General features: G+C 71.5%; 28 protein-coding genes. 12 read left to right on the forward strand and 16 right to left on the reverse strand.

What is annotated here, in order from left to right; translation table 11 throughout:
* Positions 1-50: 50 nt before the first annotated feature.
* Positions 51-665, reverse strand: a complete 615-nt coding sequence (locus HPT28_RS10330; protein WP_257578372.1) for a Uma2 family endonuclease — start codon at positions 663-665, stop codon at positions 51-53.
* A gap of 442 nt (positions 666-1,107) precedes the next feature.
* On the opposite strand from HPT28_RS10330, the gene HPT28_RS10335 reads away from it, so the two are divergent.
* Positions 1,108-1,662, forward strand: a complete 555-nt coding sequence (locus tag HPT28_RS10335; protein WP_219090707.1) for a peptidase inhibitor family I36 protein — start codon at positions 1,108-1,110, stop codon at positions 1,660-1,662.
* Positions 1,663-1,706: 44 nt separating this feature from the next.
* Here the strand turns inward: HPT28_RS10335 and HPT28_RS10340 are convergent, their stop codons facing one another.
* On the reverse strand, positions 1,707-2,087 hold the full coding sequence (locus HPT28_RS10340) for an ATP-binding protein (RefSeq protein ID WP_219090708.1): 381 nt from the start codon (positions 2,085-2,087) through the stop codon (positions 1,707-1,709).
* 321 nt (positions 2,088-2,408) lie between these two features.
* Between HPT28_RS10340 and HPT28_RS10345 the strand changes: the two genes are divergently transcribed.
* The 4 genes from HPT28_RS10345 (at position 2,409) to HPT28_RS10360 (ending at position 4,578) form a co-directional block, all read left to right on the forward strand.
* Positions 2,409-3,263: a helix-turn-helix transcriptional regulator gene (locus HPT28_RS10345; RefSeq protein ID WP_219090709.1), complete on the forward strand. Its 855-nt coding sequence runs from the start codon at positions 2,409-2,411 to the stop codon at positions 3,261-3,263.
* A gap of 10 nt (positions 3,264-3,273) precedes the next feature.
* On the forward strand, positions 3,274-3,468 hold the full coding sequence (locus tag HPT28_RS10350; RefSeq protein WP_219090710.1) for a DUF397 domain-containing protein: 195 nt from the start codon (positions 3,274-3,276) through the stop codon (positions 3,466-3,468).
* 100 nt (positions 3,469-3,568) lie between these two features.
* Complete coding sequence (locus HPT28_RS10355; RefSeq protein WP_219090711.1) at positions 3,569-4,045, forward strand: hypothetical protein; 477 nt, start codon at positions 3,569-3,571, stop codon at positions 4,043-4,045.
* A gap of 62 nt (positions 4,046-4,107) precedes the next feature.
* Entirely contained in the window at positions 4,108-4,578 is a 471-nt protein-coding gene (locus HPT28_RS10360; protein ID WP_219090712.1) for a GNAT family N-acetyltransferase, read from the forward strand.
* A 36-nt stretch (positions 4,579-4,614) separates the two neighbouring features.
* Here HPT28_RS10360 and HPT28_RS10365 read toward each other — a convergent pair whose 3' ends face one another.
* The 4 genes from HPT28_RS10365 to HPT28_RS10380 all read right to left on the reverse strand — a co-directional run bounded on the left by HPT28_RS10365 (position 4,615) and on the right by HPT28_RS10380 (position 7,375).
* On the reverse strand, positions 4,615-5,007 hold the full coding sequence (locus HPT28_RS10365; protein ID WP_257578373.1) for a VapC toxin family PIN domain ribonuclease: 393 nt from the start codon (positions 5,005-5,007) through the stop codon (positions 4,615-4,617).
* A 61-nt stretch (positions 5,008-5,068) separates the two neighbouring features.
* Positions 5,069-5,779 carry a hypothetical protein gene (locus HPT28_RS10370; RefSeq protein ID WP_257578374.1) on the reverse strand — a complete coding sequence of 237 codons (711 nt, stop codon included), beginning with the start codon at positions 5,777-5,779 and terminating at the stop codon, positions 5,069-5,071.
* The gene (locus HPT28_RS10375; RefSeq protein WP_219090713.1) at positions 5,776-6,837 is read right to left on the reverse strand and encodes a DUF3179 domain-containing protein; all 1,062 of its coding nucleotides are present in this window, start codon (positions 6,835-6,837) and stop codon (positions 5,776-5,778) included. The genes HPT28_RS10370 and HPT28_RS10375 overlap by 4 nt, the downstream gene beginning before the upstream one ends.
* A gap of 211 nt (positions 6,838-7,048) precedes the next feature.
* Entirely contained in the window at positions 7,049-7,375 is a 327-nt protein-coding gene (locus HPT28_RS10380) for a rhodanese-like domain-containing protein (RefSeq protein ID WP_219090714.1), read from the reverse strand.
* A 34-nt stretch (positions 7,376-7,409) separates the two neighbouring features.
* On the opposite strand from HPT28_RS10380, the gene HPT28_RS10385 reads away from it, so the two are divergent.
* Positions 7,410-8,021 carry a TetR/AcrR family transcriptional regulator gene (locus HPT28_RS10385; protein WP_257578375.1) on the forward strand — a complete coding sequence of 204 codons (612 nt, stop codon included), beginning with the start codon at positions 7,410-7,412 and terminating at the stop codon, positions 8,019-8,021.
* Positions 8,022-8,190: 169 nt separating this feature from the next.
* Here the strand turns inward: HPT28_RS10385 and HPT28_RS10390 are convergent, their stop codons facing one another.
* The 3 genes from HPT28_RS10390 to HPT28_RS10400 form a co-directional block, all read right to left on the reverse strand.
* Entirely contained in the window at positions 8,191-8,877 is a 687-nt protein-coding gene (locus tag HPT28_RS10390) for an alpha/beta fold hydrolase (protein ID WP_219090716.1), read from the reverse strand.
* Positions 8,878-8,980: 103 nt separating this feature from the next.
* Positions 8,981-9,568, reverse strand: coding sequence for an AAA family ATPase (locus HPT28_RS10395; RefSeq protein WP_219090717.1), 588 nt, complete (start codon positions 9,566-9,568; stop codon positions 8,981-8,983).
* Between the two features lie 36 nt (positions 9,569-9,604).
* Positions 9,605-11,134 (reverse strand): endonuclease/exonuclease/phosphatase family protein, encoded by a 1,530-nt coding sequence (locus HPT28_RS10400; protein WP_219090718.1) that lies wholly within the window; start codon positions 11,132-11,134, stop codon positions 9,605-9,607.
* A 241-nt stretch (positions 11,135-11,375) separates the two neighbouring features.
* Here HPT28_RS10400 and HPT28_RS10405 point away from each other — a divergent pair, with 241 nt between their 5' ends.
* The 3 genes from HPT28_RS10405 to HPT28_RS10415 are packed head-to-tail and all read left to right on the forward strand — an operon-like array spanning position 11,376 to position 15,191.
* Positions 11,376-11,855, forward strand: a complete 480-nt coding sequence (locus HPT28_RS10405) for a hypothetical protein (protein WP_219090719.1) — start codon at positions 11,376-11,378, stop codon at positions 11,853-11,855.
* A gap of 16 nt (positions 11,856-11,871) precedes the next feature.
* Positions 11,872-14,103, forward strand: coding sequence for a hypothetical protein (locus tag HPT28_RS10410; protein ID WP_219090720.1), 2,232 nt, complete (start codon positions 11,872-11,874; stop codon positions 14,101-14,103).
* Positions 14,103-15,191, forward strand: a complete 1,089-nt coding sequence (locus tag HPT28_RS10415; RefSeq protein ID WP_219090721.1) for a hypothetical protein — start codon at positions 14,103-14,105, stop codon at positions 15,189-15,191. Before HPT28_RS10410 ends, HPT28_RS10415 begins: the two co-directional genes overlap by 1 nt.
* Before the next feature lie 266 nt (positions 15,192-15,457).
* On the opposite strand, the gene HPT28_RS10420 is transcribed toward HPT28_RS10415, so the two are convergent.
* Both HPT28_RS10420 and HPT28_RS10425 read right to left on the reverse strand, forming a co-directional pair.
* Entirely contained in the window at positions 15,458-16,003 is a 546-nt protein-coding gene (locus HPT28_RS10420; protein ID WP_219090722.1) for a DUF2087 domain-containing protein, read from the reverse strand.
* A 3-nt stretch (positions 16,004-16,006) separates the two neighbouring features.
* Positions 16,007-16,525: a DinB family protein gene (locus HPT28_RS10425; RefSeq protein ID WP_219090723.1), complete on the reverse strand. Its 519-nt coding sequence runs from the start codon at positions 16,523-16,525 to the stop codon at positions 16,007-16,009.
* A 179-nt stretch (positions 16,526-16,704) separates the two neighbouring features.
* Here HPT28_RS10425 and HPT28_RS10430 point away from each other — a divergent pair, with 179 nt between their 5' ends.
* Positions 16,705-18,036 (forward strand): hypothetical protein, encoded by a 1,332-nt coding sequence (locus HPT28_RS10430; RefSeq protein ID WP_219090724.1) that lies wholly within the window; start codon positions 16,705-16,707, stop codon positions 18,034-18,036.
* Positions 18,037-18,247: 211 nt separating this feature from the next.
* Here the strand turns inward: HPT28_RS10430 and HPT28_RS10435 are convergent, their stop codons facing one another.
* On the reverse strand, positions 18,248-18,694 hold the full coding sequence (locus tag HPT28_RS10435) for a DUF6463 family protein (RefSeq protein ID WP_257578376.1): 447 nt from the start codon (positions 18,692-18,694) through the stop codon (positions 18,248-18,250).
* Positions 18,695-18,750: 56 nt separating this feature from the next.
* On the opposite strand from HPT28_RS10435, the gene HPT28_RS10440 reads away from it, so the two are divergent.
* A complete protein-coding gene (locus tag HPT28_RS10440; RefSeq protein WP_219090725.1) occupies positions 18,751-19,344 on the forward strand; it encodes a TetR/AcrR family transcriptional regulator in 594 nt (197 codons plus the stop codon).
* Between the two features lie 9 nt (positions 19,345-19,353).
* Here HPT28_RS10440 and HPT28_RS10445 read toward each other — a convergent pair whose 3' ends face one another.
* The 3 genes from HPT28_RS10445 to HPT28_RS10455 all read right to left on the reverse strand — a co-directional run bounded on the left by HPT28_RS10445 (position 19,354) and on the right by HPT28_RS10455 (position 23,085).
* Positions 19,354-20,409: a cation diffusion facilitator family transporter gene (locus tag HPT28_RS10445; RefSeq protein WP_219090726.1), complete on the reverse strand. Its 1,056-nt coding sequence runs from the start codon at positions 20,407-20,409 to the stop codon at positions 19,354-19,356.
* Positions 20,410-20,752: 343 nt separating this feature from the next.
* Positions 20,753-21,052 (reverse strand): hypothetical protein, encoded by a 300-nt coding sequence (locus HPT28_RS10450; protein ID WP_219090727.1) that lies wholly within the window; start codon positions 21,050-21,052, stop codon positions 20,753-20,755.
* 83 nt (positions 21,053-21,135) lie between these two features.
* Complete coding sequence (locus HPT28_RS10455; RefSeq protein WP_219090728.1) at positions 21,136-23,085, reverse strand: long-chain fatty acid--CoA ligase; 1,950 nt, start codon at positions 23,083-23,085, stop codon at positions 21,136-21,138.
* 336 nt (positions 23,086-23,421) lie between these two features.
* Here HPT28_RS10455 and HPT28_RS10460 point away from each other — a divergent pair, with 336 nt between their 5' ends.
* Entirely contained in the window at positions 23,422-24,843 is a 1,422-nt protein-coding gene (locus HPT28_RS10460; RefSeq protein WP_219090729.1) for an ATP-binding protein, read from the forward strand.
* 70 nt (positions 24,844-24,913) lie between these two features.
* Here HPT28_RS10460 and HPT28_RS10465 read toward each other — a convergent pair whose 3' ends face one another.
* Complete coding sequence (locus HPT28_RS10465; protein ID WP_374226947.1) at positions 24,914-26,287, reverse strand: dicarboxylate/amino acid:cation symporter; 1,374 nt, start codon at positions 26,285-26,287, stop codon at positions 24,914-24,916.
* Between the last annotated feature and the right edge of the window lie 335 nt (positions 26,288-26,622).

A 26,622-nucleotide genomic window follows, 5' to 3' on the forward strand; every position in this document is an offset into this window, starting at 1 on the left:
CCGGCGGGGGCTCCTGCCTTTCCGCCGCGCCCCTTCCGGCCCCTTCCGGTTCAGAGCTCGACGAGCCCGTGCAGATCGACCTCCACCGCGAACGGCGACTCCACGAGCAACTTCCCCCGGTGCACCGGATGCTCCGGCGCCGGGACGTACGCGCCCAGATCGCGGTGGAGCCAGTACGTGTGAACCTCCGGGAGATCGTCCGTCCCCCGCTCGACGCGCCAGTAGTAGGGCACCCCGGCCGCCGCGAACATCGCCGGCTTGCGCACCCGGTCCTCCTGCCGGGACCCCGGCGACACGACCTCCACGACCAGCGCCACCCGGTCCACCGGCACGCACTCCAGGCTGAAGACATCCAGCCCCCGCTTGTCGTACACGACGACATCGGACTTGGGCGGGTTGTACGCGTCCACGAGCACACACTGCTCCGAGTTCACCGCGTACGGCTCACACCGAGCCGCCTTGAGTCTGTCGTACACGCCGTCCCGGACCTGGTTGTGCCACAGGTTGGTCATGCCTCGGACCACGATCGCCCCATCCACAAGTTCCCACTCGAACGGCAGGTCGAGCTCTTTCACCTGCTCGTACGTCCAGCCGTCCGAAGGCGGGTACATCCAGGTTTCCGGGGTCGCCTTAGCCTGCCGTTCGGCGGTCATCGCTACTCCCATGCGATCAGCGTGACGGAGAGGGAGCGGGTGGTCCCGCGAACGACAGTACTGCCACCCACCAGAGGGAACCCAGCGCCGCGCGCTTGACGCCGACCCCGGGTGGCCACGCCAACCGGGTCGCCACCGGGCTCGGAGCGCCCGGGTCCGTCTCCGACATGGGTGATCCCCTTTCGTCGACGACGACGTCACCGCCCCCGAGTGCCCCGCATGGGCGGACCTGAACGGGACGATCCGGGGCACCGCCCACACCATCGGCGCGAGGCGTCCTCCGGTCGACCGCGCGAACGCGGGCATCGGCCTCTCCACCCGGGGTCACCCCGGGGTCGGTGGGACACCCACACGAGCGCACATGCTGGTGACACTCTGTGCACGAGCGCTCACTTTCGGCACGATGGCTGTGACCACATCGTCCCCGACCAGGGGATCAACAGAAGGATCACCGATGCGTACCACGCACCAGCGCGCCACCCGCATCCTCGGCGCCGCGGCCCTCGCCGCCGGCCTCCTCACCGCCAGTCCCACCGCCTCGGCGGCCGAACCCGCCACGACGGGGGCCGTGGCGGACTACGAGGGGCACCGGATCAACCTCGCCCAGGACGGCTGGCGCGACGCCCACACCTGCGTCGTCCACACGCCCGAGGCCGTCGACTGCTACCGCGACGGCGCCCAGGCCGACCACGCGCTCGGCTACGACCGCGCCGCCGACCCGGCCGCCCTCCGCAGCGCCGCCGTCCCCGCCTGCGCCAACGGCTGGCTGTGCCTCTACGAGCACGCAGGCGGCAAGGGCCGCCGCCTGATCTTCAACGACGAGTACTGGCACAACCTCTACGACTACGGCTTCCAGAACCAGACCAGCTCCTGGCGCAACAACCAGCGCGACGGCGACTTCGGCGGCCTGCGCATGTCCGGGGACAACCGGCAGATCTGGCTCGACGCCCCGGGCTACGTGGCCTACCTGGGCAACTACAACGACCGCGCCTACATGGTCCACGGCTGACCGCCCCGGGTGGGCCGCCCTCCGCGCGGCCCACCCACCGCCCCCTAGGCCGCGACGGCGAAGTCGCCCCGCCCCCAGGCCAGCTCGACCCACACCACCTTGCCGACGGCCCCGAACCCGTCCTCCCCGACGGTGTACGCGCCCCAGTCCCGCGCCCACACCCCGACCAGCCCCAGCCCCCGTCCGCCGAGCCGCTCGTCCGGCACCGGCCGCACGGACGCGGCGGGCGGCCCGCCCAACGGCGGCGGAATCCTCGGACTCGTGTCCCACACCGCGATCCGGACCCGCTCCTCCCCACCGTCCACCTGAAGCCGCGAAGGCCCCTCGGTGTGCACGACCGCGTTGGTCACCAGCTCCGAGACGACGAGCTCGGCCACGTCTCCGAGTTGGGCGGGCCCGTAGAGCGCGAGCACGGTCCGCGCCATGCACCGCGCGACACGCGGTGCCCGCCTCTCCCCCGGCAAGGTCAGGCTGTACGTCCACGGTTCACCAAGGACCTGCCTATCCACCACAGCGATTCCCCTCTGGTCACGGTCGGTTCGGACCGCCGAGTCGGTGGCTCTGCCACCCGTCCCGCACGCGGGCAGGGCGGTGCACTTCCGGCTCCCCGCCACAGGCGGTAAGCGGCTCGCATCTCAGCGTAGGGCATCATGGAGTAACTCGTTACCCTTTCTCCCAGATACACGTGTGACTGGCATGCCCTCATGCAACGAGGCAGACTGTGCTCGGGACGGAAGAGAGGCCGCATGCCGCAGAGGAGCACACCGACCGCCAGGCAACAGCGACTTGGCGCCGAGCTGCGCAAGCTTCGAGAACGCGCAGGGCTGTCCGCGACGGACGTCAGCACACGGTTGGGTATCGAGCGAACGAAGCTGAGCAACATCGAGACCGGCCGCTCCGGGATCAGCGCGGAACGACTCCGGACCCTTGCCTGCCTCTACGAATGCTCCGACCCGAACCTCATCGACGCGTTGGCCGCCATGACCAACGACCGAAGCCGACACTGGTGGGAGCAGTACCGAGGGATACTGCCCACAGGGCTCCTTGATCTCGCCGAGGCGGAGCACCACGCCCGCGCACTGCTGGTGGCCAACGCCATGCACGTGCCCGGCCTGCTTCAGACCCGTGACTACGCCCGGGCGGTCTTCGAGCAGGTCGTACCGACACTCCCGCCCCCGCAGGTCGAGCACCGAGTAGCACATCGCATCATCAGACAGGACGTCCTCTACCGCGAATCGCCGGTTCCCTGCACGGCGTTCGTGCACGAAGCGGCGCTGCGCATGCTGTTCGGCGGGCCACAGACGATGCGGGCGCAGCTGAAGCACCTGATCGAGATGAGCGAACGCCCGCATCTCACACTGGGCGTGGTGCCGTTCTCCGCCGGTGCGTACTCCGGGGCCGGGCAGAACGTCGCGTACTTCACCGGCCCCGTTCCACAGCTCGACACCGTCCAGCTGGACACCGCACACGGTTCCGAACTTGCACACTCAGAAGCCCAGTTGACGAAATACCGGACCATACTGGAAGCCATGAGGAAGGTGGCCCTGCCTCCCCAGGCTTCCCGAGAACTCGTGCACGAGATCATCCGTGTCACCCTGTGAAGGGATCACCATGACCACGCTGGCATGGCAGAAGTCCACGTACTGCGGCGAGGGCAACTCCTGCGTGGAGATCGCCACGGACGGTGGCAACGCCTATCTCCGCGAGAGCGAGGACCCTGTCGTCACGGTGGCGACGTCACCCGAACGCGTCGGCGCACTCCTCACCGCCGTCAAGTACGGCCGCTTCGACCGCACGCTGCGGTAGCCGCGAGGCGGCGCACCCACGGTCCCGGGCGGAACCGGCCGGGGCCGCGCCGTGTCGGCTACGCTCAGGCCGCTGAGCACGGCGAGGCGACGGGGGGTCCATGGCCGACACATCGCTCTTCCTCCTGTCCGTGGTGCTGTTCGTTGCCGCGATCGGGGGCTTCCTCGTCTGGCGCCGCAGACGGCTGCGCCGTCGGCCGGTGGTGGACGGTCTCTTCTTCGCCTCAGCGGTGCTGGGCGCACTCTGCCTCTGCTTCTGGGGGTGGGTGCTCGTCATCCTGTACCTCGAGCGCGCGAGCACGATCGCCGATCCCGAGCCCTGCACGGCCACCGTCCTGTCCCTGGCCGAAGGTTCGGCCAGGATCAACGGACGCGACACCTACCTGATGGAGCTCCGGGTGCGGCCGGAGGGCGGCGCCCCCTACAGGCTCACCGTCGACGAGCCCTTGAGCAGCGTCGCGGCAGGGCGGGTGGGGGCCGGAGTGGCCACGTTCCCCTGTGTCGTGGACCGCCAGGACCGCACGCGCCTCGAGGTCTTCTGGCTCGACGACCCCGAGGCGGCTCCCACGGCTCCGTGAACGGAGGGCATGATCTACGGGGTCACCGGGCTCGCCCGGCAGGACGAACGAGGAGCGGCAACGTGAAGATCGAGGTGGACGACCTCTCCGGGCCGGAGATCGCCGAGTTCCTGGCGGAGCACGTCCGGCAGATGCTGGCCATCACGCCCCCGGAGAGCAAGCACGCGCTCGACCTCGACGCCCTGCGGAGGCCGGAGATCACGTTCTGGTCGGTGCGGGACGGCGCGGCCCTGGTCGGCTGCGGCGCGATCAAGCGGCTGGACGCGGGGCACGCGGAGCTGAAGTCGATGCGCACGGCTCCGGCCCGCAAGCGCAGCGGGGTCGCGTCCCTGCTGTTGGAGCACATCATCACCGAGGCGACGCGCATGGGCTTCACGCGCCTCAGCCTGGAGACGGGCACGGCCGCGTCCTTCCTGCCCGCCAGGAACCTGTACGAGAAGTACGGGTTCACCTACTGCGAGCCGTTCGCCGACTACCGGCCCGACCCGCACAGCACGTTCATGACGAGGAAGCTGCAGCCGCTCGCGGCGTGACCGCCGGCCCGGAGGCCCGGCTCGGCGGCGTGAGTCTCACACGTCGTCGGGCAGCAGCCGGACCGCCTCATGAGCCGACAAGGGCCGTACCGGCCGGAAGTCGCGCCGGTCCAGCGTGAGGATGGTGTCGGTGCTGTACTGGTTCGCCAGCGCCATGGTCACCGCGTCGGACAGGTCAAGCTGGAGGCTGGCGTAGTGCGTGCGCAGGTGACCGGCCTGTTCGAGGACCTCGTCGGTGATCTCGGGTACCAGGTAACGCTGAACCCTCACGTGCTGCCGGATCTCACCGGCGATCTCGACAGACGCCGCGTAGCCGAACTCGCTGCGGGCGATGTGGTCGATCTCCGGCGAGCGGTCACGACGCCGTCGCCGGGACGGACTCGCGCTGTCGGCGCTGCACCACCGGGCGCTGTGCGGTGACGACGACACGCGCACCCCGTGACCGGAGCCCTGAAGGGTCGCCAGAGCCGGGGGGTTGCCGGTGGTGTCGTCACGCGTCCGGGGTGCCGGGGCCTGACGGCGCCGCCGCGTCGCCGGTGTCGCCGGTGTCGCCGGTGTCGCCGGCGCGGCCCGCGGCGCGGCCGGCCCGGGCCGCGCCCCACACCAGCGTGCCGGTCAGGAGGGCCAGGGCGAGCGGGTAGAACACCGGGCGCAGCGGGACGAGGACGGGCAGGAGGGCGGCGGCGGTGCCGGCGCCGAGGACGAGCAGGAACGTCGGCACGCAGCAGGCGAAGCCGAGCAGGAACGCCGGGAACACCGCGGCCAGTCGGGCGTACCGGGTGCGACGGCAGGAGACGGCCTGGTGGGCGGCGTGGACGGCCACGGCGAGGTTGGCCCCGACGAGCGCGGCGACGAGGCCGCCCAGCGCCAGGTTGACGGGGCTGAGGAGGACCGCGACATGGCCGGTCGGCTGCCAGGCGAGGACCGGCTCGAACAGATAGGGCGCCCGCGCCTGGAACAGCTGCTCCGGAGCGGCGCGCAGGGCCGGGGCGTGGCTGAGGCGGCCCGAGCCGGACACCGTGAGGTCCCCGATCGAGAACAGGTACACGACGAGGGTCAGGGCGCCGGCGATCAGCGCGGCCCGGCGTGGGCCGCGAACGGCCAGCGCGGCCCGCGTGCGCCCGGGCGTGGCGGCGATGGCGGTGACGGTGGCGTCCCAGGCGTCGCCCGCCTTGGCGAGTGCGGTCAGCGGCCCGCTCATGCCCGCACCCTGGTGTCGGGGTAGAACGCGTACCAGGAGAACCACATGGCGTCGAGGAAGTCGGCCTCGACCCACCGGTCCCCGGCCCGCTGGAAGACGCGGGCGGTGCCGAGTTCCTCGTCCCAGCGGGCCTCGACCGGGGTGCCGCCGAGGTCGGCCCGCACGGTTCCGTTCGCGCGGACGAGCTGCTTGTCGATGGCCAGCCGCTCCTCGCCCACCCGGACGCCGACGACGACGTCCTTGTGTCCGAAGCGGTCACTGCTGGCCAGGACGGGGAAGACCGGTCGGCCGCTCGCGTAGTAGCCGCCGCGCTCCGGGTAGTCGTCGTAGGAGCCGTAGGGGTCGGTGCCGTAACTGCGCAGGGCGCCGGTGTCGGTGGAGAGCACCTCGGTGTCGGGGTGCTCTGTCCGCCACTGTTCCCAGGTGGTCCACACGAGGGGGACGGCGTCCAGCTGGGTGCCCTTGAGCGGACCGGTGACCGCCTGCCCGGTGAGCTGCGGCCACTGCGATCCGGTCTCCCGGTCGTACATGTAGAGGTTGGAGTTGACGAGCTTGCCGGTGGTGCCGAACGTCAGGTCCTGGACGCCGTCCGGTGCCGAGAGGCCGATGACCGTCCCGGTCAGGGGGCAGTAGGTGACGGCGAGCGGGTCGCCGCCGACCGTGTCGTTGACGATCTCGTGCCAGACCAGCACCTGCTGCGGGTACGCCTTCACCTCGCCGTCGTGCACCAGGCCGAACACCGGCTCGTCGTCCGAGAGGAAGCCCGCCTCGGCGGCCGGAACGAACTCGGGTTCGTCGATGGAGGGGATGCCGTCCCTGCCCGGGCCGGCGGAGACCGCCGAGTCGGCCAGGGCCTCCAGCGACGGTGCCTGCCCCTCCCGCACGGTCGTCGTCGGCCCGGAGGGGCGGTCGGTGAGTGCCTGCCACCCGACGACGCCCCCGCCGACGAGTACGGCCGTGGCCGTGCCGACCACCGCCGCGCCCTTGATGACCTGTCGCCGTGACGGGCGCGGTGAGCCCTGCCGTCCGGATGCGTGGGGTGACTGCTGGCCGTTCACCTGGCACCTCCCGGAACGCGCGGGGACGGGCCTCGCGAGGGCGGCGGGGCGCCGTCCCCGCACCTCCGATCGTGCCCGGGCTCGGGCGGTGGTTCGGTGAGCGCGCTCACAGTTCGCGCCCGGTACGGCGGCGCCCGGGCCAGGACGGGCGCCGGCTCGCCTGGCGACCCTGTGCGTCGCCGGGCGAGCCGGGCCTCCCCCGCTCGGGCGGTCAGGCGGACTCGGTGGGGAGGCCGGACTCCACCCAGTCCTGGATGCCCTCGCGGTACTTGCTGACGTTCGTGTAGCCGAGGACGGTGAGGCGGTCGGCGACCTGCCCGCTGTTGGGGCAGGCGGGGTTGGAGCAGTAGGTGACGATGTGGGCGCCGCGGTCGGGGAGGAGGGCGGCGGCCTTGTCGTCCACCTCTCCGGGGGCGAGCGGGACGGCGCCGGGCAGGTGCTGCCTGGCCCAGTACTCGCCGCCGAGCGCGTCGACGACGGTGACGTTCCCGGCCTCGATGGCGACCTGGAGTTCTTCACGGGTGATGAGCGCGGACATGCGACCTCCAAGGGATTCGGACTATAGTCCGGTTATGCCCGAGAAGATTAACGGACCGCAGTCCGCTTCGTCCAGCCGTCCCCGGAAGGAGCGCGCCGACGCCGCGCGCAACCGCGCCGCGATCCTGCGCGCGGCGGCCGAACTGTTCGCCGAGCACGGGGTCGCGGACGTCTCGATGGACCAGATCGCCGCCGCCGCGGGCGTGGGGAAGGGCACCCTCTTCCGGCGCTTCACCGACAAGTCCGGGCTGGCCGTGGCCCTGCTGGACGAGCGCGAGCGGGAACTCCAGGCCGCCGTGCTGAGCGGGCCCCCGCCGCTGGGCCCCGGCGCGCCGCCCGCCGAACGGCGCGCGGCCTTCGCCACGGCCTACCTCGACTACGTGCTGGCCCACCTGGACCTCGTACGGCTCTCCGAGACGTCAACCCCCGGCGCCCGCTACCGGATCGGGGCCTACCGCTTCTGGCACCGCCATCTCGCGGTGCTACTGGACGGCGAGGAGGACCCCGAAGGGGTCGCCCACACCCTCCTGGCACCGCTCGCGGCCGAGCATCTCGCCGCCGTCCTCCCCGAAACCGGCGCGGAGCGCCTCCGCGCGACCCTGGACCACCTCTTCCGCACCGCCCCCTGGGCCCCGGGTCCCGCCTGACACGGCCGGTCCGGGCGACCCCGCCGGTCCGGGCGCTAGGACGCCATGAACTCGCGGATGATCGCCCCGACCATGGCTGGATCGGTCCGGTGAGCGATGTGTGCGTGACCGTCGAGCACCCGGACCCGGGCATGGGGGATCGCGGTCACCGCCGCGTCGGTGGCCCGTTTCACCGCCGGGGGCTCTCCGAGCCCGACAGCAGCAGGGTCGGCGCCGTGACCGCGTCGAACTGTCCTGGCCGGTACACCCACTCACTCTCGGCGCGGGCCTCCCGCGGCACGGTGGGCGCCACGGCCAGGCGCCGCTCCCACTCCGGGCCGGAGCGGGCGGCGTCGAGCTGCTCGTCGGTGAACTCCAGCATGTCCCGCAGCACCAGGGTGATCACTTCATCGCCGTCGTGCCTGGCCAAAGCCCTCTCGGCCTTCTCGATCCAGCCCTGCGGGTAGGAGAGCCCCAGGCTCGGCTCGTAGAGCAGCAGGTGGCTGACGTTCTCCGTGAGCGCCGCCCCGCCCATCGCGAGACTCGCCCCGTAGGAATGGCCCCAGAGCGCGACGGGCCCGCCGACCCGCGCGGCGACCGCGTCGACGACGGCGGCCACGTCCTCGAACTCACGCCCGATCGCGTATGCGCTACCGTCACCGCTCGCGCCGAAGCCACGGCGGTCCACCGCGAAGGTGGCCGTGTCCCCGCGCAGCTCCGCGAGCAGGGCCTGGGAGATGGTGTGGTCCTGCAGCGAGCCGTGGACCAGCACCAACGCGGGCCCCTCGCCTTCGGCCCACACCGCGATCGCGGTCCCGTCGGGTGCCCGGACGTCGAACCGGACCGCGTCAGCGCTGCTCGAAGCCGTGCGGGTCATCGTCGTCCTCCCGTGCCGCGAGACGTTCCCGGCCGGAGGCGGGTACCCCGCCCGAGGCGGGGCATGCGGCGCAGCCCAGGCGGGGCACCGGGCCCCGCCCGGCTCAGCCGGCGGCGGACGCGGACCGCGACCGCAGCGCGGCGAAGGCGCGGCCCGCCGGGCGGACGTCCAGCCGCCGCCTGATGTGCTCGGCGCACGCGCGCGGAGAGAGCCGGGACGTGTCGCACTCGACGTCGTACACACCGTGCGCGTGGACGACGGGCAGCTGGGCGGCGGCGTGCCCGATCGCGCGGTCGCCCCTGGCGCGCTCCCTGCGGGCGAGCTCGTCCGGCGGGCAGTGCACGCCGACGAACGTCACGTCGAAGCCGTCCAGGACGGTGAGCAGGTCGGGGAGCCGCCACGGACGGCTGAGCACCTGGTCCACGACGACGTGGTTGCCCGCCGCCGCCATGCCCGCGACCGCCCGGTGGAACCCTGCCTGCGTCCTGCGCACGACCTCCTCCTCCGGCACCGGGCCGGACAGGGTCGCGCCAGCGCTCGGCAGCATGGCGTAGAAGCGGTCGACGCTCATCAGCAGGTGCGGCTCGTCGAGCAGGAGCACCAGCTCCGCCGCGATGCTCGACTTCCCGGAGCTCGACGCGCCGTTGAGCAGGATGATCCGGCCGGCGGGGGCCGCGGGGGTGTCGCTCACCACCGCACGATATCCGCGGCCCCTGCGCCCGGGCGCTCAGCCGGCGTCGACGGTGAAGGTCGTGACCACGGCGGCGTGGTCCGACGTCCACTCGTTGTCCGCGTGCTCGCCGTACGGCTTCGGCTCGCCGGTGACGAGGGTGTGCGAGTCCAAAACGGACAGCGCGCCCGCGTAGTGCACGAAGTCGATCCGGTCCTGCGGCTCGACCGCGCCCGTCGAGCCCTCGTGCCGCGGGTAGACCGGCGACCAGGTGGTGCCGGGCTCGGCCGCCGGATCCGGGTTGGCGACACGGTAGGAGTCGGTCAGCCCGGCCTCCTCGGCCAGCGCGGTGGCGGGCCAGCGCACGAGCCCGTAGCCGCAGTGCTGTTCGGCGGTCGCGGCCGTCCAGTCCAGGTGGCTGGGCACGTTGAAGTCACCGAGCAGCAGCACCGGGTCGGCCTCGGCGCCCGTGAGGTCGTCGCGCATCGCGGCCAGGATGTCCCGCATCTGGCCGGTGCGGCCCGACTGCTCCTCGCGCTTCATGAGGCGCCGGACCGACATCCCGTCGAAGCAGGCGTCGTACGGGCCGTAGGGCGCGTGGGCCAGGTGGGCGTTCCACAGGGCGATGTCGTGGTCGGTGCGCTCGTCGAGCCGGATGCGGGCGCTGACCGAGGCGTCGGTGCCCGCGTTCCGCTCGACGATCGGGTAGCGGCTGATCACGCCCAGGTCGTACCCGGCCTGGTAGTGGTGCCAGCCGAGCGCCTCGGCCAGCTCACGGGCGGAGGTGGACGACGTCTCCTGGAGCCCGACGACGTCGACGTCCGTCTCCAGCAGCGTGCGGAGCTGCTTGTCCCGGTGGTCGTTGACCTGTGAGCCGCCGTGCCACAGGTTCCAGCTCATCACCTTCAGTTCGCCCACCAGCGGCTGGTCGGCCGCGCGCACCGGCACGGTGACGGCGGCCTCGGCCCGCTGCCCGCTACCGTTGCGGCCCTCGACCGTGACCGTCGCCTCGCCCGCGCTCGACGGCGTCCCGCTCAGCGTGCCGTCCGCCGAGACCCCCAGCCACGAAGGCCCGGCCAGCTTGCCGAACGTGGCCGGGGTACCGCTGCCGTCCCGGAAGAGCCCGCTGACGTCCAACGTGAAGGGCTCGCCCACACGGGCGTTGGCAGTGGTGAACGCCTCGGCCGCGAAGTGCGGCGGCTCGTCCGACGTCAGCGTGACGTCGACGGACTGGGTCAGCCACGTGTAGCCGTCCCGGGCGAGGAAGTACAGCTCGTAGGAGCCCGGTTCGCGTCCCGTCGTGTCGAAGGTGACGGTTCCGGACGTGCCGGGGGCGTAGTGCCAGTCCAAGGAGGGCCCGACGTACTCCTGGTCCACCGGACCGTTGCCGGGGTCGGCGTAGAGCCCCACCCAGTTCGTGGCATCGGGCGCGTCCGTCGTGTACGTGACGGTGAGCGGCTCGCCCACCGCGACCGAGGGTGCCGCGCCCAACGATCCCTCTGCGGCGGCGGCCGGGCCCGCCGGCCCTGCCACCAGGGCCGTGAACGCCAAGGCCGCGGCGGCCATCCAGGACATCAACCGGCGCATCGTCGCCTCCGTGACACGGTCGGGGTTCCCCGCAGGTTCGGCCCGCGCGGTTCTGCCCGCCTGAACGCCCCCTGAACCCCCGCCCACCACAACGACAACATCCGTCGAGCCGGCCGCGCGCACAGCCCGTCACCGTTCGCACACCGTCGCACTAGCATACGAACCACAGGTTCACGACAAACGCCGGAGCACTTCCGACAGCCAAGTGTCGCGGCATCATCCAAGAGGGGGGGGAAGGGCCGTGTCGTTCGACGAGGAGTGGGCCCAGCTCAGGGCCGACACCACAGCCGAACAGAGCACCAGAACAAGACTCAACCAGCTCCCGCCGGACACGTCCAGCGGAGGAGGAGCCGACGGCGACCTCGCCTACTGCGTGGACACCAACAAGCAAGCGGCCGAATTCATCGAGAATCATCTCGGACCGGACACACACAAGGCAGGCGTTTCCGCCGACCAGGACACCGAAGCCCTCACCGGCGCGACCGGGACGCCCGGTTACATCAGCCCCGGAAAGCTTCGCGAGTGGGAGGTCACCGGCGCCCTGAGGGACCGCCTCGACGACTGGCAACGGCACGCCCGCCAACTGGACGGCAGGCTGCAGCACGAGCTGAACGGCCTACGCGGCGCGAACACGGCCTTCACCAACCAGGAGGTGGAGACGCAGTACCGCCTCGTGAGCCTCAGTCGCTGGCTTCCGAAGAGTCCGCTGCACGACCTCTGAACCACGAAAGTCACACATGTCTTCACTCGACTACGAGACGATCGTCTCCGCCGACCTGACCCCGCTGAAGACCGCGGCTTCCGCGTGGACCGACATGGGGAACAAGTTCGAGACACTCCACAAGGACTACGGGGACCACGTCAAAGCCGCCGTTGGCGATGAGTTCCCGGGCCCGGAGCGCCAGACCGGGCTGACCATGTTCGCCTTCAAGACCCGGGCCCAGAGAACCCACGAGGAGTACGAGGCCGCCCGCAACGAGGCCTGGGCCGTCGGGAAGCTGCTCGACGAGGCCCACTCGACGCTCACCATGCTCAGAAGAGCCGTACTGGACGTCCGGGACCAGGCGATAGAAGCGGGCATGCACGTGAGCGCCAGCGGAAAGTGCACGCTCGCCGAAACGGACGACGACGCCGCCGATACCGACGTCCTCGATGTCGCCAGGCGCATGGCCCGCGAGGGGGCATGGGATCAGGCGATCCTCAATGCCGTGCAGAACGTCAGGGACGCCGATCACAACCTCAAACTCGCGCTGAGCCAGAGACCCTTCGACATGACCGGAGTCGACGACGGCTTCTACGCCTGGACCCCCCGCGACGCCGGCGAGGCCGCCGCCCTGCACGCACTACCGCTCATCGAGAAGCTGGAGAGCGACGACGAGCTGGCCCCGGAAGAGCGAGCTGAACTGGCGCGGATCTTCCGCTCCAACGATGACGATCCAGAGTTCTCCCGCATCGTCCTGAACCACTTGGGGGTGGACAGGACTCTCGAACTCAGCAACAAAATAAGCGAGTTCTCCCATCTGGGCGACGACGCGGCCAAGAAAAACGAGTACAGATCCCTCCACCAGAGCCTCTCCGACGCGATGGCCACCGCGACAACCATCGACGAGGAGGACACCGCGGCGGACAAGCAGTTCACCGACAAGTGGCTCGCAGACCTGCGGGAGTGGGGCGACGCGAAGTACGAGATCAACCTCTTGCCAGGAGCGTCCGACCCAGAGTACGTCCGGGGGTACCAGACCCTCGCCACCCTCATGGAGCAGGGCAGCGGCTACGACAAGGAGTTCCTCCACCAACTCGCGGACGACATCCGCGCCGCAGAGGACCCTGGCAAGGGTGGGAGTCCAGACATCTGGGACCTCAACGCAGGGCCCGACTGGTTCGCACGAGACCCGCTCGACACCACACTCGGCGTGATGAGCCAGGATCCAGACGCAGCCACGGAGTACCTCGACCCCGAAGGCGGCAACGATAACCTCAAGTACCTGCTTGAGAACCGGGACTGGAAGTTCGACAACGAGCACCGGATCGACGGCAATTCCCAGAGCACCCTCAAGGACACCGACCTCCCGGACAGCCGAGTCGGCCTGGGCCAGATACTGGAAGCCGCCGCGACCGGTGAGCTCCCCCTGGGCGAGGACGGCGGTCCACTCCGCTTCGGCGCCACACACACCGAGGCCCAGGCCCGCGTCATGCAGGAGATGATCGAACTGCTCGACCCAAAGGGCCCCGATGGGTTCCCGGACTCGTTCGAATACCCTGAGAACATTCGCCGACCAGTCGCCAATGCTCTTGCCGACTACGCCGGGGACACCTTCGAAATCCTGGGGCGCGTCGACGACACATACCAATCGTCAAACGAAGCATTCCCCACGACCGAAGGCTGGCACATTTCCCCCGAGGCAGATTCTCTAATTCGCGTGATTCGCGGAGCGTCGGACGACCCAGGGGCCTACGCCGTTATCCACGAAGCCCAGCGCCAAGAGCTACGAGACGGCATGGACAGACTACCTGATCTCCACCCCGATAATCTGGAAACTCAGGACACCATGCGGAAGGCGTACCGCGGCCTGGGCGCACTGGAAGTAATACGGGAAGATATCGTAATAGATCAACGAGATAACGACATATCGGAGGCTAATTGGAACGCGAAGGTTGCGTATCACGTCGCTGGCGGACTCGTCACACCCTTTCCGGGGGGCGATGCAGCCCAGCGCGGCATCGACACACTGACGAGTGTGCTTGCTTCCGAATATTCAGCAGATGCCAGCGCTGAGGCAAACGCGAAAATCGCCAAACAATACATGGAAACGGAACGGAGCGTCACGCTGGAGATCGGGGACTGGGCGGAGCGCCGAGGCCTTGACAGAGACAGCAGCGCCACGAACGTACTCCAGGGGAATGCGCAGAATTACATAGACGAGGCGAGAACCGCAACCCAAAAGGCACTAGGAAATGGGAACGTTTGATGCGTATCAAACGAGCCACCGTAGCGGCTGTCTTCATTTCGGGTGTCATGGTAGCACTGTGGGTGTTGTTCGGGAGTGACTGGCTGGACGACCGGCGCACTGACCAATCCTTCGCGGACAATTGCAAGGACGTGGCAAGCAGTGGAGACGTAAAATACTTCATCTCCGGAAAAGGGACAAGGGCGAATGACACTCTCTACCGTGCAGGCCCAGCGGGACCCCACAGCGAAGTCCTGGTCAGTTGCCGGATCAGTCGACCCGAAGGGCCGGGGGCTGTTGATATCCGTGCAAGCCGCGGCAACGCGGATCAACAGGTGCTGCGTGCCACCGGACACGACTCCCTCTACCTCCGCGTGAACACCTCCGCCCCGATGGGGAATGGCTGGCCCGGTGTCGTGACAGTGACCGGTACGACGTCGGCCCACGGAACCCTCGTTCTCACCTGCGGAGACGACCGAGGGCATCTGACTGTTGACGTGATGGCTCACGTCTCCAACGCCGACTTCCTCCGCCAGGAGGAGAGCCGGATCGCGCTGGCGCGTACTTCGGCACGTGTCGCGCAGGCCGCAGCGGAACGCTGGGGCTGCGAAGCGCCGTCGGGGTCCCCGCTCCCCGAGGCGGTACCCCAGACTCCCGCGCACGCGGACCAACGTTCGGTCTCTGAAGCCGGGGGAACCTGCCGAGCCCTCGCCGAGGCCGCGTCGGTTGCACTCGACGCCGGAGTCACCCAGGTCAGGGAGACCACATCGGATGCCACCGCACCGATCGAGGAGTGCTACCTCCTCGATCGCGACGGTGAGAAGGCATTCCGTCTCAGCGCTCTCTACGGATCATTCGCGAAGACCTACACGATCAGCGGGTTCCGCAGGCCCTCGGCTGATGCCTCCGGGCGCTCCGAAGACGGATCACTGCACTGGCGCCGCGCTACGTGCCCCTCGCCCGTCGGCCCCGCCCTCTATCTGCTCAGCGAAGTGGTCAACGACGACTACGAGAGCCAGGAAGCAGCGCCAGCCGTCCGGCAGGAGCTCGTGGACGCGTTCGCCGCCGAGGCGGTGGAGCGGCGCGGGTGCACGTTGGCCACCGGCTGAACGGCTGCGGCGGCCGCCCGAGGTGGGTGTGCGGCGTGTGCGTACCCGCGGTACCGGTGGCTGCCGCGGCCCCTGGTCAGGTACACGACCCCGAGCACAGCCGTCGGTAGCCCCCGCGCGGCGTTGCGCGGCCGGCCGGGTCGGTGAAGGGCGCTCCCTCGGGGAAGTCGTGCCAGGGCAGGGTGAGGGCGGGGGCAGCCGGGCACCGAATGCCACGGTGACGGCCTCAGGGGCACGGCGCGCACCGAGCCGGCCGTAGCGGTGGATCAGGAGCCGGTGAGCCAGTAGCGGCCGTCGGCGCGGGTGAGGACGCAGTGGTCGATGAGGTGACGGCGGACGGTGACGTGGTCCGTCGTCGAGCCCTCGCACCACGTGCGCAGGCGGTCGTTGACCTCGCGCTCGGTGTACCGCCGGCCGGGCTCGAACGTGCGGGCCGCCAGGTGGCGCAGGAGCGCGGCGCGGCGGGTGAACTGGGCGGGGAGCTTGAGCAGGCGCTCGCCGCGCGTGAAGGTGCGCAGGAGGGTGTCCAGCTCTGCGAAGCCGGTGCCGTGGTCCTGGGCGGGGCCGGGTGGCGCGGCGCGGCGGGCGGCGTCCTTGAAGGGGTCGGCGGTGGCCCGGAGTCGGCCGTCGGTGTCGTCGACGAGCCCGCCACGGGTGAGGCGTTGGAGGGCTGCGGAGGCGGCCTGCGGGGTGACGTCGGCGGCGCGGGCGACCTCGGTTACGGAGGCGGCGCCGAGGACGACGGCGGAGAACACGCGCAGGCGTACCGGTTCGGCGAGGAGGCCGACGAGGGTGGTCGGCGGCGTGGCCATGGGTCAGTCCCCCCTGGTGCCGTCGGCGAGTTCGCGCAGGATGTCGAGGTGGCCGTTGTGGCGGGCCGTCTCCTCGATGAGGTGGAGCAGGATCCAGCGCAGGGTGACGGCCTTCCCGTCGCGACCGGCGCGGCGTGCGGTGGCGTCCAGGTCATGCGCGTCGACGAGGTCGCGGTAGCGGGCGGCCTGCTGCTCGTAGTCGGCGATGAGTTCGGCCAGCGGGGTCTCGGCGCCGATGCGCATCTCCCGGTCCGGGTCCTCCTCCGTCCACGGTGCCGCGTCGGGCTCGCCGAGGAAGACGACCTGGAGCCACCAGTACTCGACCCAGCGCAGATGGCTCAGGATGCCGCCGAGGGACATCAGCGGCGAGCCGGGCAGCGGGGCCGCAGACACGGTGGCCTGGGAGGCGTCCGCGCATTTGGCGATGGCCGTGGCGCGGGCGTAGTCGAGCATCGTGGTCAGCGTGGCGCGTTCGTCCCAGGTCGTGGGGCGGTCCGTGCGGGACGGGACGGTGTTCGTCATGCGCCACATCCTGGCCAACGGGTGCCTGGGCGTCGAACGGTTTTCAGCCACCGGAGGGGGTCGTGGCGCCGGTGCTACGGTCTGGTCGGCCGGTCGGACGGCATGGGGGAAGCGCAGTGCACCAGACGACACCAGGCGCATACGCCGGGGCGGGGACGCCCCCCGGCTTCGGGGCGCCCATGCCGGAGACGCTGCTGCGGCGCGATCTCGGTTTCGGCCAACTCTCGCTGCGGGTGGTGCTGGTGCTGGCCGCCGGGGCCGGGGTGGGCTTCGTCGGGGCGGGCGCGGACCGGTCCGACGGCTCCGGGGGCGGGCTCACCGGCGTCGGGGCGGCCCTGCTGGCGGGGGCCGTGGTCGCGTTGGCGGCGCTGGCCCGCGCCAGCCTCGCGCGGCGGCGGCTGCTGCAGGCAATGCGGCACAGCCAGCCCGCGCCGGCCGGGCTGGCCGGGCTGCGCGCCGCGTGGGGCGTCGTCTCCGGCCTGGCGCTGCTCGCCGGGCTGCTCACGCTGGGCGCGGGGCTGACCGGGGCCGCGCGGGCTGCCTACGACGAGTCGGACGTCGCGGTGTACGGGGCGCTGTTGGCGTGGGGCGTGCTGCTGCTGTCCACGGGCACGGTGGGGGCGGTGAAGGCGCTGCGCACGTTCGGAGGTTCTCCCGGGCACGCGTACGCCGCGGGCGGGCACCTCCCCGGCACGGTCGACGCTCCCCCGGGCTGGGCACCCGGTGCCGCTTCCCCGGGGCAGGCCGGCCGCACCGCCCCGGCGTTCGCGGCGCCGGTACCGCTGCCGATGAGCCCGGAGGAGGAGTACCAGGCCCGGCTGGAGCGGCTGTACTACAGGACCCGGGGCAGGCCGGTGGCCCCGCACTTCCTCAGCACGCGGCTCACGTACGCGATCCCCGGGCTCACCCGGGCCGGTGCGCTGGCGCTCTACGTCACGGCCGCGCTCGTCCTCGGGGGCACCGGGGTGGCGGCGTCCGTCCTGTCGGTGTGGGCGGACACCTTCCTGTGGCCCGTGCTGATCCTCTCGGGTGTGCTGTGGCTGGCCCTGCTCATGGAACTGGTGACGTACGGCGCCCGGGTGGGCGGGATCGTCTTCGTGACGGTGAGCGTGATCGGGGTGCTGGCGGTGCCGTACGCCGGCTACTCCAGCCAGGTCCTGCTGGACCGGGGCGAACTGGTGACCGCCGAGGTGACGCGCACGAAGATGCCGACCCGGGGCGGCGAGCGCTGCTTCCTGCGCCCGGAGGGGAGCGGGCGGGAACTCTCGCGCAGCGTGTCCTGCGCCGGGCGTGACGTGGGCGACCGCGTCCGCGTGTACATCGATCCCCGGGACCGGGTGCCGCCGAGCGACGACCCCTACGGCGACCGGACGTTCGCGTTGTGGGGCGGCGCGCTCACGCTGACGATGCTGGCCGGTTCGGCGGTGTGGTCGGTGACCACGGGCTACCGCAGACGCCGCGAGTTGGGACTCCTCGGCCGCCCCGCCGCCGACCCGCGTCAGCGGCCGTAGCGCGCCGCGACGGCGGCGGCCGTCTCGGCGAGGGCGACACGCAGGGCGGGCGGTGCGAGGGTGTGCCGTGGCGTTCCCGGGTGCGGCGCCCCCGCACGACGGCCGGGGGCCATGGGCGGCGTTCACCACGCCGCCCATGGCCCCCTTGCCACGCGTCCGCCCGCGTCGTGGCATCCCCCCGTGATGCCGGTCGCGGGGACACGGGCTCAGTTCACCGGGGGACGGGCCCCGGCGCGGCGCCCTCCCGGGCCCCACCGGCACGGCACCCGTCCGCGGGGCTCGCGGTGCCCTGGCCGCGGGCGTCCCGGACGAGGAGGACCGCGGGGACCAGCCCGAGCAGCAGCGGGCTCGGCTCCAGGATGGCGGCCCCGATCAGGCACCAGGCGCCCAGGCCCCAGCCGATCGGGGCGGGGACGACGAGCCCCTGCCGGGAGAGGTGGCAGACGAGCATGCCGAGCAGCAGCATCGGCACGGCGAAGCTGGCGATGACGAGCCAGAAGGCCCCGGCCGCCCTGCTCGGCTCGACGAACTCGTCACGGGACAGGCCCCACAGGGCGCCGCTGAGCCAGTCGTCCAGGTGTTCCGTCGTCTGCACGCCCATACCCAGGAGGTGCGCCAGGCTGAGAACGATCAGGCTTCGCCCTGCCCACAGTGTCATGACCCCGCCTTTCGAAACTGCAAGTTTCGGAACTGGCGGTACCGTAACATGGAGCCATGGGAAGGCCCAGAGACACCCGCGTCGACCAGGCGATCCTGGACGCCACGCGCATGCTGCTCGCCCGCGACGGATACGCGGGGCTGACGATGGACGCCGTCTCGGAGGAGGCGGGCATCGGCAAGGCCGCCATCTACCGCCGCTACGCGACGAAGCAGGAGATGGTCTTCGCCGCCGCCGTGCACGACACCGACCTGCCCGCCCCCGCGGACACCGGCAGCCTTGGCGGGGACCTCACGGCCCTGACGAGGGACATCGTCGAGCAGCTCACCAACCCGGCGGCGGCCAGCGCCGTCCTCGGCCTGCTCGCGGACATCGGCGCCTCCGCCGACCTGGCCGCCCGCTTTCACCGAGCCTTCGTCGTCCGGGAGCAGGCCGTCATCGCCGCAGTGCTGGACCGCGCCGTGGTCCGCGGCGAGCTGCCGGCGAGCCCGCCGGTCGCCCCGGTGCACGCCCTGCTCACCGGGCCCGTCTTCGCCGCTCTGTTCCTCCAGCGGGAGCAGCCCGCCGGGCTCGCCGAGCGCCTCGCCCGCGTCGTGGAGTCGGCCCTCACCAGCGGAGCCCTCCTCTCCACCCCGCCCGAGCCGCGGTAGGCCCGCCGCCTACAGCGGATGGCCGTGGTGGGCCAGGGGGGCGTGGGGGTCGGCTGCGCCGGTGGGGGCGTGGTCGGTGTGGACGGTCGCGGCGGTGAGCCGCGGCACCGCGTGGATCAGGGCGTGCTCGGCGGCGACCGCCAGCTCGTGCGCCCCGACGACCGTCAGCCGGGCGTCGACCACGATGTCGGCCTCGGCGTGCAGGGCGTGACCGATCCAGCGCATGCGCACCCGGCCGACGTCCCGCACCCCCTCCACGCCGTGCAAGGCCCGCTCGGCGAGATCGACCAGGGCCGGGTCGACCGAGTCCATCAGCCGCCGGAAGACCTCGCGCGCGGCGTCCTTCAGGATCAGCAGGATCGCGGCCGTGATCAGCAGCCCCACGACCGGGTCCGCCCAGCGCCAGCCGATGCCCGCGCCCGCGGCGCCGAGCAGAACGGCGAGCGAGGTGAAGCCGTCGGTGCGGGCGTGCAGGCCGTCGGCGACGAGCGCGGCCGAGCCGATCTTCCGGCCGGTGCGGATGCGGTAGCGGGCCACCCACTCGTTACCGGCGAACCCGGTCAGCGCCGCCGCCGAGACGGCCCACAGGTGGCTGACGTCCCGCGGGTCGAGCAGCCGGTCCACCGCGGCCCACGCGGCCAGGGCGGCCGAGGCCGCGATGGTGGCGACGATCAGCACCCCGGCCAGGTCCTCGGCCCGCCCGTACCCGTAGGTGTAGCGGCGGTTGGCCGCCCGCCGCCCGAGCAGGAACGCGATGCCGAGCGGGACGGCGGTCAGCGCGTCGGCGGCGTTGTGGACGGTGTCCCCGAGCAGGGCCACCGAGCCGGACAGCCCGACGATCACGGCCTGGACGACGGTGGTCAGGCCCAGCACGCCCAGGGATATCCACAGGGTGCGCATGCCCTCGCGCGAGGTCTCCATCGCCGCGTCGACCTTGTCCGCGGCCTCGTGGCTGTGCGGTGTGAGCAGATGGGCGAGCCGGTGCCGCAGCCGTCGTCGCCGCGGGCCCCGCCCGTGCTCGTGATGGTGGTGAGCGTGCGCGTGGGTGTGCCTCGTCCCCTCCATGAGCCAACGGTGGCACAGGAAGCCGATTGCGGCTATCGCCGTCGTACCCACCGTGACCAGCTGCGATGCCCTCGCAAGTACGAGGCCTCACGTACGTGTCCGGTGGCGGCCCCGGCTGGCCCGGGGGACGCTCGGGACGTGGTCGCCGAGCACGGCTCCGGGCAGCCGGCCGCTCTCGACGTTGAGGACGCGATGACCAGCCCGGTCCGCACCAGCCCGCGGCCCCACCCGTGCCCCGGGCCGCACCCCGGCCCGGGGGTATCCGATGCACGTCCTGCGCGGGCTCGGCGGCGTCCTCGGTGCCGTGGCACGCGGACGGCGAAGGGCTGAGCGCGCCCGTCGCTCAGTGGTCGTCCCAGTGGTCGCCGTGCGCGGCGTGCCGGTGTCCGTCGTGCAGGTAGTCGACGTGGTCCCCGTGCGGCACGGCCTCGTGGCCGCACATCTCGCCGTGCTGATGCTCGTGCCCGGTGTGCTGGACGTGGCGGCCGGGCTCGCACTCGTCCCAGTGGCCGGCGTGCGCGCGGTGCAGATGGCCGTCGTGCACGTAGTCGACGTGGTCGCCGTGCTCGACGCTCTGGTGGCCGCAGGTGGCACCGTGCTCGTGGGAGTGGGCCTCGTGCGGGTGGTGCGTGGCTGTCGTCATGAGTCGCTCCCTGGGTCTCTCCCCAGGCTAGCGATATGACCGGTTATGTCGCATGGTGTCCTGCTCGTTGCGGCTTTCCCTCCTCACTCGTCCCCGGGTGCGTACATCGCCGCGATCTCCCGGTGGAAGTCGCGGACGATCTGCGTCCGGCGCAGCTTGAGCGACGGCGTGACGTGCCCGGCCTGCTCGGTGAAGTCGACGGGCAGCACCGTGAACCGGCGGATGGCCTCGGCCCGGGACACCAGGCGGTTGGCCTCGTCCACGGCCTGCTGGATGTTGTGCCGCAGGTCCGGGTCCACCACGAGCTCCCGCATCGACAGGTGCTCCTTGCGGTGCATGCGGCGCCAGTGCGCGATGCCGTCGGGTTCGAGGGTGACGATCGCGGTGAGGTACTCACGGTTGTCGCCGATGACCAGACAGTGGCCGATGAGGGGGTGCCCGGTCAGCCACTCCTCCAGCGGCGCGGGGGCGATGTTCTTGCCGCCGGAGGTGATGATGAGGTCCTTCTTGCGGCCGGTGATCGTCAGATAGCCCTCGTCGTCGAGGGCGCCGAGGTCGCCGGTGGCGAACCAGCCCTGCGCGTCGGTCGCGGGCACCACCGCCTGCTGCTCGGCCTCCCAGTAGCCGCCGAAGACGCTGCCGCCCCTGATCAGCACCTCCCCGTCCCGCGCGATGCGGACGGCGGTGCCCGGCATCGGCCAGCCCACCGTGCCGAACCGGGGCTTCAGCGGCGGCGTGCAGGTGGCGGCGGCCGTCGTCTCCGTCAGCCCGTAGCCCTCGTAGACCTCGATACCCGCGCCGGCGAAGAAGGCGGACAGCCGGCGGCCGAGCGGCGAGCCCCCGGAGATGACGTACCGGACCTGCCCGCCGAGCGCGGCCCTGATCCGCCGGTAGACCAGCGCGTCGTACAGACCGCGGGCCGCCCGCAGGCCGAGACCGGGACCGCGCCCGCCGCCGGACGCGGCGGCGGTGGACGTCTCCCCGTACCGGACGGCGACGCGCTCCGCCCGGTCGAACGAGGAGGCGCGGCGCATCTCCTCGGCCGTCGCCCGGGCCCGGTTGAAGACCTTCTCCAGCACGTAGGGGACGGCCAGCAGGAACGTCGGCCGGAACGACCGGAGGTCGGAGATCAGGGCGTCCGTCTCCGTACTGGGCGCGTGCCCCAGCCGGGTGCGGGCCCGCAGGCAGCCGACGGCGATCATCCGGCCGAAGACGTGTGCGAGCGGCAGGAAGAGCAGCGTGGTGGCCGGCAGGTCGCTGACGTCCTGGAAGACGGGGTGCAGCAGGTCGACGGCGTTGTCCACCTCGCACAGGAAGTTCCCGTGCGTGAGCACACAGCCCTTGGGCGTGCCGGTCGTGCCCGAGGTGTAGATGAGCGTGGCGACGTTGTCCGGGCCGAGGGCGGCGCGGCGCTCGTTCACCAGCGCGTCGGGGACGGCCCGCCCCGCGGCGTCGAGCTGCTCGACGGCGCCGTTGTCGATCTGCCACAGATGGCGCAGCCACGGCACCGAGCCGCGGATGCCGCTGACGAGCCGCGCCCCGGCCACGTCGTACACGGCGATGCCGGTGACGCCCGCGTCCTGGAGTATCCAGCGCACCTGGGCGGCGGACGACGTCGGGTACACCGGCACCGTGATCAGGCCGACGGCCCAGGCGGCGAAGTCCAGCAGCGTCCACGCGTAGCAGGTGGGCGCCATGATGGCGAGCCGGTCACCCGGCCGCATGCCGGCGGCGATCAGCCCGCGCGCGACGGCCTGTACCTCCTCGGCGAACGCGGCGCAGGTGACGTCGTCCCACGCGCCGTCGGGGCGCCGCCGGGCCAGCACGACGTCCTCGGGCGCCTCGGCGGCGTTGGTGAACGGGATGTCGGCGAGCGAGCCCCGCCGCGGGAACGGCACGAGCGGAGGCACCTCGGCCTGCCGGACGACGCCGTCCCGGGAGCGGCGGAGCAGGGGCGGCACGAGTCCGGGGCGCCCCTGCTCCGCCCCCGGCCGCGCCGAAGACTGCGGGGCGGCACCGTGCTGTACGGACATGCGGCCCTCCACCACCAGTCGTTGACTGGGATTCGACAGAACTTACCCAGTCGTAGGTTGCCGCATGGCAGCACCTTCCGGCCAGAGGTCGTACACGTCCACCACACACCGTGACCCACTCCTTCACGCCCGCGGCACGACGCGGCCGCGGAGCGGGAGGGCTCGGCGGGAGCCGGGCGGGCTCAGCTCGGGGCGGAGGCGAGGCAGTCGATCCCGCTCTGCTGGTAGCCGACGGTGATGCCCGGGAACGGCACTCGGACTGGCCCGTGAAATGCATACAAGAAACTTGCATGGATGAAACTTTCTTGATTCCATCTCTTCTGGAGGTGGGCAGCCATGGACGGGTTTGTCGGACGTCGAGCCGAACTCGAAGCCCTCGCGGGCCTGCTCGCGCCGGTGCGGACCGGTGGACGCGGTGGGCGGCGCGGCCGCGCCGTGCTGATCAGAGGGCGTCGACGGGTCGGAAAGTCACGGCTGGTCGAGGAGTTTCTCGAGCGGACGGGCCTTCCCCACGTCTTCTTCACGGCCGTCGGAGGATCGAAGCAGGAGGACCTGGCGGGATTCACCGCCGAGGTGGCCGCGTCCGACCTGCCCGACGCCGAGCGCGTCGCGGATTTCGCCGCGGCGCAGACCTGGGACGGGGCCCTGAGTCTGCTGGCCGGAGTGTTGCCCACCGACACGCCGAGCGTCGTCGTTCTCGACGAGATGCCCTACCTCGTACGGGAGGACCCCACGTTCGAGGGTGCCCTGCAGAAGGCGTTCGACCGGAGCCTGTCCAGGCTGCCCGTGCTGCTGATCCTCATCGGCTCCGACCTGGCCATAATGGAGCGGCTCAACACCTACGGGCGACCGTTCTACCAGCGCGGGACGGAAATGGTCGTACCCCCGCTCAACCCCGCCGAGGTGGGGACCATGCTCGACCTGTCGCCCGCCGACGCCTTCGACGCCTTCCTGATCAGCGGCGGGCTTCCGCTGATCCTTGAGGAGTGGCCCCGGGGGGCAGACCTGTGGGGCTACCTGGACCAAGCCCTGCGGCAGCCGACCTCGGCGCTCCTCGTCAGCGGTGAGCGCACCCTGGCCGCCGAGTTCCCCACCGAGGCACAGGCACGCTCGGTGCTGGGCGCCATCGGACACGGTGAGCGCACCTTCACCCTCATCGGCCGCGCGGCAGGCGGCCTCAACCCCGGCTCGCTGACCCGCTCACTGGAGCAGCTCACCTCCCGGCGCATCGTCGCCGCAGACGTCCCGCTGTCCACCCGTCCCAGCCGTGAGACCCGCTACCGCATCGAGGACCCATACCTTCGCTTCTGGCTTTCCTTCATCGGCCCCCGCATCCCCACCATCGAACGGGGACGCGGCGACCGCGTCCTGGACGCGGTTCGCACCAGTTGGGCATCCTGGCGAGGCCGGGCGATCGAACCCGTCCTCCGCGACGCACTGTGGCGCCTGGCCGACGACCGTCTCCCCGACGGCACCGACGTCATCGGCGGATACTGGACCCGCACCAACGACCCCGAGATCGACATCGTCGGAGCCGACCGCTCACCCGTCGCCAAGAAGATCACCACGGTCGGCTCGATCAAGTGGCTGGAAAACAAGCCCTTCGACCGCCGGGACCTCTCGCGTCTCATCGTTCACCGATCCCGACTCCCCGGAGCTGACGACAGCACTCCGCTGCTCGCCGTGGCACGCAGCGGGTGCACCGCAGAGGGGATCGACCGGCTCGGCCCGGACGACCTCATCGCAGCCTGGACCTGACCAGTCCCGCCGCCAACGCGACGAGCCCCGCCGGCACAGCGGCGGGGCTCGGTGGGGTGTGGGAGGGTGGCTACGAGGCCGCGGGGACCGGAGGCGCGGCCTTGGCCTCGGGGGCGGTGGCCGCGGGCTCGAAGGAGTCGAGATCGAAGCTCCTGGCCGTGGCGAACGCGGTGGTGTCGAGGATGCGTTCGCGGGCCGAGACGAGGACGGGGATCACGGCTTGCCCGGTGACGTTGGTGGCGGTGCGGATCATGTCGAGCACCGGGTCGATGGCCAGGAGGAGGCCGACGCCTTCGAGGGGCAGGCCCAGAGTGGAGAGGGTGAGGGTCGTCATCACCGTGGCGCCGGTCAGGCCGGCGGTGGCGGCGGAGCCGACGACGGACACGAAGGCGATCAGCAGGTAGTCCTGGGCGCCGAGGCTGACGCCGAAGATCTCGGCGACGAAGATCGCCGCGAGCGCCGGGTAGATCGCGGCGCAGCCGTCCATCTTCGTGGTGGCCCCGAACGGGACGCTGAAGCTCGCGTACTCCTTGGGGACGCCGAGCCGCTCGACGACCTTCTGGGTGACGGGCATGGTGCCGACCGAGGAGCGGGAGACGAAGGCGAGCTGGATGGCGGGCCAGGCGCCGCGGAAGAACTGGAGCGGGCTGACGCGCGCGACGAGGCCGAGCAGCAGCGGGTAGACGCCGAACATGACGAGGGCGCAGCCGATGTAGACGTCGGCGGTGAAGGTGGCGTACTGGCCGATCAGGTCCCAGCCGTACCGGTTGATGGCGTTGCCGATGAGGCCGAGGGTGCCGAGGGGGGCGAGGCGGATGACCCACCACAGCGCCTTCTGGAGGAGCGCGAGGACGGACTCGCCGAAGGCGAGGAGGGGTTCGGCCTTGTCCCCGAGCTTGAGGGCGGCGACGCCGGTGACGGCGGCCATGAAGACGATCTGGAGAACGTTGAGCTCGGTGAACGGCGTGATGACGTCCGTGGGGACGATGCCGGTGAGGAAGTCGAGCCAGGAGCCGGCGCTCTCCGGGCGGGCGCCGTCCTCGGGGCTGAGGCCGGTGCCGGCGCCGGGGTCGGTGAGCAGGCCGATGGCCAGTCCGATGGAGACGGCGATCAGCGAGGTGACCAGGAACCACAGCAGGGTGCGGCCGGCGAGCCGGGCGGCGTTGGAGACGTTGCGGAGGTTGGTGATCGAGATGGCGATGGCGAAGAACACCAGCGGGGCGACGGCCAGCTTGAGGAGCTGCACGAAGATGTCGCCGGTCTTCTCCAGGCCGGTGCCGAGCCAGTCGACGTCACCGCTGCGGGCGGCCCAGCCCAGCAGGACGCCGAGCACGAGACCGGTCAGGATCTGGGCCCAGAAGGGCACCTTGGGGAGGCGGGGGCGGCGGGTGGACGACGGCGCTGCCGGGGACGTCTGGGACGTTTCGGGCGGCGTGGGGGACACGGGCACACTCCGGTGGGGTGGTGGGGCGTTATACGGCAGGGGTGAGCACCGACATGGTCGTGCGGGCTCGGAGATGTCGCCAGACCTGGCGTCAGGGCGGACCGTCAGGCGGGCCTGGCGGTCGGGCCGGAGGCTGCGTCAGGGGCGACAGGCCGTCGTCCGACAGCGGCAGAGGTCGACGTGCAGCCGCTCCACGAGGAGGGCACTCCGCGGTGCGGGGCGCTTCGGGGCTGCGGTCGTCATGGGCCTCACGCTAACACTGGGACTTATGGGCTCCCAAAGGATCACTTTGGGAGCGGGACACGTGAGATGACAACACCCCGTCGAGGGAAGGG

The organism is Streptomyces sp. JJ38, assembly GCF_019303475.1.
Classification (GTDB): domain Bacteria; phylum Actinomycetota; class Actinomycetes; order Streptomycetales; family Streptomycetaceae; genus Streptomyces.

Bases quoted from the DNA above. Each gene is read 5' to 3' on its own strand.
- HPT28_RS10330 (WP_257578372.1), bottom strand. From the start codon at position 665: ATGGGAGTAGCGATGACCGCCGAACGGCAGGCTAAGGCGACCCCGGAA.
- HPT28_RS10335 (WP_219090707.1), top strand. From the start codon at position 1,108: ATGCGTACCACGCACCAGCGCGCCACCCGCATCCTCGGCGCCGCGGCC.
- HPT28_RS10340 (WP_219090708.1), bottom strand. From the start codon at position 2,087: ATGGCGCGGACCGTGCTCGCGCTCTACGGGCCCGCCCAACTCGGAGAC.
- HPT28_RS10345 (WP_219090709.1), top strand. From the start codon at position 2,409: ATGCCGCAGAGGAGCACACCGACCGCCAGGCAACAGCGACTTGGCGCC.
- HPT28_RS10350 (WP_219090710.1), top strand. From the start codon at position 3,274: ATGACCACGCTGGCATGGCAGAAGTCCACGTACTGCGGCGAGGGCAAC.
- HPT28_RS10355 (WP_219090711.1), top strand. From the start codon at position 3,569: ATGGCCGACACATCGCTCTTCCTCCTGTCCGTGGTGCTGTTCGTTGCC.
- HPT28_RS10370 (WP_257578374.1), bottom strand. From the start codon at position 5,779: ATGAGCGGGCCGCTGACCGCACTCGCCAAGGCGGGCGACGCCTGGGAC.
- HPT28_RS10380 (WP_219090714.1), bottom strand. From the start codon at position 7,375: ATGTCCGCGCTCATCACCCGTGAAGAACTCCAGGTCGCCATCGAGGCC.
- HPT28_RS10385 (WP_257578375.1), top strand. From the start codon at position 7,410: ATGCCCGAGAAGATTAACGGACCGCAGTCCGCTTCGTCCAGCCGTCCC.
- HPT28_RS10390 (WP_219090716.1), bottom strand. From the start codon at position 8,877: ATGACCCGCACGGCTTCGAGCAGCGCTGACGCGGTCCGGTTCGACGTC.
- HPT28_RS10400 (WP_219090718.1), bottom strand. From the start codon at position 11,134: ATGCGCCGGTTGATGTCCTGGATGGCCGCCGCGGCCTTGGCGTTCACG.
- HPT28_RS10410 (WP_219090720.1), top strand. From the start codon at position 11,872: ATGTCTTCACTCGACTACGAGACGATCGTCTCCGCCGACCTGACCCCG.
- HPT28_RS10415 (WP_219090721.1), top strand. From the start codon at position 14,103: ATGCGTATCAAACGAGCCACCGTAGCGGCTGTCTTCATTTCGGGTGTC.
- HPT28_RS10420 (WP_219090722.1), bottom strand. From the start codon at position 16,003: ATGGCCACGCCGCCGACCACCCTCGTCGGCCTCCTCGCCGAACCGGTA.
- HPT28_RS10425 (WP_219090723.1), bottom strand. From the start codon at position 16,525: ATGACGAACACCGTCCCGTCCCGCACGGACCGCCCCACGACCTGGGAC.
- HPT28_RS10430 (WP_219090724.1), top strand. From the start codon at position 16,705: ATGCCGGAGACGCTGCTGCGGCGCGATCTCGGTTTCGGCCAACTCTCG.
- HPT28_RS10435 (WP_257578376.1), bottom strand. From the start codon at position 18,694: ATGACACTGTGGGCAGGGCGAAGCCTGATCGTTCTCAGCCTGGCGCAC.
- HPT28_RS10440 (WP_219090725.1), top strand. From the start codon at position 18,751: ATGGGAAGGCCCAGAGACACCCGCGTCGACCAGGCGATCCTGGACGCC.
- HPT28_RS10445 (WP_219090726.1), bottom strand. From the start codon at position 20,409: ATGGAGGGGACGAGGCACACCCACGCGCACGCTCACCACCATCACGAG.
- HPT28_RS10450 (WP_219090727.1), bottom strand. From the start codon at position 21,052: ATGACGACAGCCACGCACCACCCGCACGAGGCCCACTCCCACGAGCAC.
- HPT28_RS10455 (WP_219090728.1), bottom strand. From the start codon at position 23,085: ATGTCCGTACAGCACGGTGCCGCCCCGCAGTCTTCGGCGCGGCCGGGG.
- HPT28_RS10460 (WP_219090729.1), top strand. From the start codon at position 23,422: ATGGACGGGTTTGTCGGACGTCGAGCCGAACTCGAAGCCCTCGCGGGC.